The 4,967-nt window shown below is 58.8% G+C and carries 2 protein-coding genes; both read right to left on the bottom strand.

Annotated features, from left to right (window positions below; all coding sequences use genetic code 11):
• The coding region (locus EOC06_RS10705; protein WP_245469476.1) for a Ulp1 family isopeptidase at positions 1-2,866 on the bottom strand (2,866 nt) is incomplete at its 3' end.
• Positions 2,867-3,699: 833 nt separating this feature from the next.
• The coding region (locus EOC06_RS42220; protein ID WP_245469474.1) for a S9 family peptidase at positions 3,700-4,967 on the bottom strand (1,268 nt) is incomplete at its 5' end.

Below are 4,967 nucleotides of genomic sequence, written 5' to 3'. Positions count from 1 at the left end.
GCTGCCCTTTCACCAATCGTTCAACCAGCGCCCACGTGCCCTCCAGGACAAATACGCCGCAATCATAATGGTTCGTCTGTCTGGCCATGGGGGCTGGCGCCAAGGTGGCATTCAGCAGTCCTGCGAGCTGTTTTGCAGGCACGTCGTTATATCCCTCTCGCTGGAGGGAGTCGTAGTGATAGGCGAACCGCCTTTCCGGGTCGCGGCGATCAACGAGCAGCAGCGACCAATGGGTGCCGGGGCTAGTAGCCGTGCCATTATTCACTGGCAAGAACAGGAAGTCGGCTGTGGCGTTGTTTTGATTATAGATGGACTGCAATATGCCTCGAGCGTCTTGCGGCGACGTGTGTCGCAGTAGATGGGATACGGAAGGATCCACCAGCCGAGTCCGGGCAGCGAGCGCCGGATTGATCCCCTGCAGTTGCCCCTCCAGCAAATTGTAATCTCTCTGGATATGGGCGTCGCTCAGCCATTCGGCGGCGCCGAGCACCCGCCCCGTTGCAACGTTGGACGGGGCTGTCGGATCGAGCGCCCCGATCTGAGCCCCAGAGGAACTGGTAGTCAGTGTGGTCACATCAACCAGTGGAAGGCCGCGGTAGGTGCCTGGCAGCCTAGCGGTTGCTGGCGAGGCGGGTTGGGGAGCTCTTGCCGGTGCCGCTGGCCCAGCTTCAGCAGCGGCCCCAACGCGCCTGGTGACTGCGTCTGCCGGATGAGCAGAAAGGACAGTTTCGCGCCCGAGCACAATGCGCGGCAGGATATCCCGGAGGTGAGCCAATGCAGAACTGATACTTAGCCTATTACCATAGGAGACAGCCTTGAAGCTCTCAACATCTTTATCCAGCGATTTGTCGTGAATCCGAGCCGCAATCCCAAGCTTGTTATTTTGACGCAGGTACTGACTAAAATGTCTAAGAAAATTTGTATAGCCGCCCACGGTATCTGGATTCCGTCCGGTCGCAGGCGCTGCCAGGTACTCCTTGGTCGAAGCGGCTCTGTAATTTCTAATGAGCTCGGCATCGTCAGGATAGGGGATCACGACAGGGCGAGCCATAATCGGGGCTCCGCCTGTCGACTTCTTGAGGTAACGCAGTGCGCCAGCCACGGTGGAGGAACCACCCGTACTCTCGTACTCCTTGAGATCCTGATCCAGCGACGAATGGTAAAGCCGAGCAGCAAACCCTGGCTTGTTGTTTTGAAGGAGCCACCGACTAAAGCCGAAAAGAGAATTTACATTGTAAGTGACCGTGTTCGCTTTGGCCTTACCCGCGTGGAATGCTGCCCTCAGCCCTTCGATAGCGGTCGCATCGTTGGAATAGACAGGACGCTTGTCGGCACCGTCGGGGACTACAATTGGACGATCCGGCTGCACTGTCGAGGGCATCGACCCACCACCTCCGGGATGCGGTGCTGGGGTGGATTCGTGCTCATCCCTCTGCCTGACGAGCTGCGCCTCACATTCCGGTGTAGCCACCTCATGAGGATCCTGCATCGGTTCGATCCCCTCCATCTCCTGCTGCAACCAAGCCAAAGCTTGGCGAGCGGCCTGCGCGGCTTCATCAACCGCGGAGGATGTCTCCACACCTCTGGCGGACGCCGGCAGAGCCTGCTCCGCCCGCCGTCGAAAGAGCTCTGGCGAGGCGGATTTCTCCGCCCACAATCTGGGCTGCGTAGCGAGTCCCCGTCCAGATTTATGTGGCACCGCCTCGCTTGGCAGCGGGCTGCTCCTGTCCCGTGCAGCTACCAGCTCCTCCGGGGCGCCCTGGTCGCCGTGGCGCCAGTTCAAGTGAGGGACGGCCTCTCCAAAGTCGGGCGCTTGGTGTTGGTGCGCGGTTGGGGCGAGAGACAATGGTAGATCGGTGCCCTCCTTATAACCTACCGGCAGGAGCTCCTCTGGCCAATCGAATCCCTGCTGTGGTGCGGTATGCTGAGCAGCGTCGCCACGGGGACGAGCCTCCATGCTGACCGCGTTTTCCAGATGATTCCCGAGTATAACGCGCGGCGGGTTCTTGCGGAGATAAACCAGCGCAGATTCGATCGGAGCTCCACCATTAGAGGAGGCGGCCTTGTAGCTCTCAACATCTTTATCCAGCGATTTATCGTAAATGCGACCCGCAATTCCGAGCTTGTCATTTTGACGTAGGTAATGACTGAAATGGTTAAGAGCAGTTGCGTAGCCGCTCGCGGATCTGAAATGTCTGGTGAGCGCGGCGTCGTCAGGATGGGGGTTCAGGACAGCGCGACCCACAATCGGGCCGGCTCCGCCCATCGACTTCATCAATTGACGCAGTGCGCCAGCCACGGTGGAGGAACCACCCCTACTCTCGTACTCCTCGAGATCCTGGCTCAGCGACGGATGGTAAAGCCGAGCAGCAAGCCCTGGCTTGTTGTTTTGAAAGAGCCAACGACTAAAGCCGAAAAGAGAATTTGTGCTGCGAGTGACCGTGTCCGGCCTGGCTTTACCCGCAAGGAGTGCTGACTTCAGCCCTTCGATGGCGGTGGCATCGTTGGAATAAACAGGACGCTTGTCGGCACCGTCGGGGACCACAATTGGACGATCCGGCTGCACTGTCGAGGGCATCGACCCGTCGAGATGCGGTGCTGGGGTGTATTCGTGCTCGTCCCCCTGCATCACAAGTTGCGCCTCCCGTTCCGATGTACCCACCTGATCGGTGGGGAGTTGCATCATCACGCGAGCGCCTGAGTTGCCAACCTCACCTGGTTGCCGCTCAGTGACAGCATGCTGCAGATTGCTTTGGATCCTCTGCCTCTTCGTTGGTCTCAACTCACCTTTACCATGCGAGCCATTGACGAGGACCTCCTCGCCTAGCGCACCCATCAACTCGTCCGCCGCCTGCAGTTCGCCCAAGTGCTGCTCAAAACCGGCTTGGCCGGCCTGTCCGCTTGCTCGTGCGGTACGGCGTGCTGCACCTGCAGCCAAGCTGCCACGATGAATGTCTAGTTTGTACGGGTGCACGCTATCCTCACTTCCACAGATCACATGAGCAACCTACTCAGGCAAGCTTTCGAGAGGCTGACGAGGTCCGCCGCCGCGGAAGGCGAAGGCTGGTTTTCTGCTCAGCGGTTGACGGCCTCGCGTGTTGCGGCCGCGCCGGGTATCACGCCAATCAATCTGAATAGTCGATGCGTCAAACGAACCAGGATGGGATTTTCGTAGCGGGGCTGCTCTACTCACTCTTGTCCTGAGGGCAGAATTCAACCATATCGCCGAGCAACTGGATGCCGATTGGATACCCGATCCGGAAAGCTTCAGCTCATATGTGACGCGAGGATGAGAATCGTGGCAGCTCCAGACCGACGGGCTGCCACCCACAGCGGCGATGACCGACGAGGGTCTTCTATTGCCAAGGCAATCGTCCGTTCGGGGACCTATGTGTTCCAATGCTCGTCGAGCGGATCGGTGGGCCGCACCGCCGTAGCGTTACGGCGAGCGGAAGCGGCGTTGGGTGCGGCTTTTCCCCTGAACGCTTCACACCAGGCTGATAGGGGATCTTGCAATCGCACACACGCGGTCTGCAGGCGTGCCTATCAAGCAGTTTGCTCAGACCAACGTCGCGGCGAGCCGATCCTCAATACGCAGCGCAAGTCCTAGACTCCACGATCGTCCTTCGGTGCAGATTTGCTCGCGCCTCGCCCTGATTACAGCTGATAAGGCGAGCTAACAATTGCAAGAGCCACAAGCTATTCCAGCTCGATCGGTTTGGTGTTCCAGTCGGGCGGGGTCTGACCGAGAATGTTGCGAACGAAGAAGTCTAGGAGTTTGCGCTCGGTGTAGGTGCCTAGAGTATGGTGATTGGCACCAGGAACGTAGACCATGTCAAAATCTTTTCCTGCCTTGATGAGTCGATCGGCAAGCTGGAACGAGCAAAACGGATCGACATTATCATCCATTTCGCCGACCGCGATCATCAGCTTGCCCTGCAGCCTGTGAGCATTGTCAACGGCGGAGGATTGCGAATATTCAATGCCGACCGGCCACCCCATCCAAAGTTCGTTCCACCAGGTCTTGTCTATCCTGTTGTCGAAGCAGCCGTTTTTGGCGACGGCGACCTTGTAGAAATCGGGGTGAAAGAGCAGCGCGCTGACTGCACTCTGGCCGCCGGCGGATGCGCCAAAAATGCCGACGTTGGATATGTCGTACCATGGATATTGCGCGGCCGCCGCCTTGTGCCACAGAATGCGATCGGGAAATCCTGCGTCCTTCAGATTCTTCCAAGCAACATCATGGAAGGCGCGGGAGCGGTTGTTGGTGCCCATGCCGTCGATCTGAGCAACGACGAAGCCCAGCTGCGTGAGCGGCTCTGTCCACCGCGAGAAGGATTTTGGGACGAAGGAGCCGTGGGGTCCAGCATAGATATTCTCCACAACCGGGTATTTCTTCGTCGGGTCGAAGTTGGCTGGCAGGTGGAGCACGCCCCAGATGTCAGTTTTGCCGTCGCGCCCCTTGGAATGGAAACTGAGCGGCGGCTGCCAGCCTGCGGCGACGAGCTCAGAAATGTCGGCCGTCTCGATCTGCTGGAGCTTGGCATTGTCGCTGGCGCGGTAGAGTGCCATGCGCGGGGGCAGATCGATGCGTGACCAGAGATCGACATAATAGCGCCTGTCAGGCGAGAACTCGATATGGTGGTTGGCCGGTTCGGGCGTCAGTGCAGTCAGTCCCTTGCCGTCAAAGCCGATGCGGTAAGCATGGACCCAATAGGGGTCCTCCTGCGAGTTCATCCCGCTCGCCTCGAACCAGATCTGACGCTTGACCGGATCGACATGGTTGACCCTCCGGACGACCCACTCACCTCGCGTGATCTGGTTTTCGAGCGCGCCTGTCCGGCCGTTGAAAAGATACAAATGCTCATACCCGTCGCGCTCTGATGCCCAGATGATCTCCTTCCCGTCATCGACATCGTAACGGAAGATTTTTCCGGCATCCTCCTGGCCATGCCCCAGCGGCAAAT

Origin of the sequence: Mesorhizobium sp. M7A.F.Ca.MR.362.00.0.0 (assembly GCF_004023175.1) — a bacterium.
Classification (GTDB): domain Bacteria; phylum Pseudomonadota; class Alphaproteobacteria; order Rhizobiales; family Rhizobiaceae; genus Mesorhizobium.
Note: the sequence above shows the minus strand (reverse complement) of the source record. Positions and strands in the feature narration are given on the sequence as shown.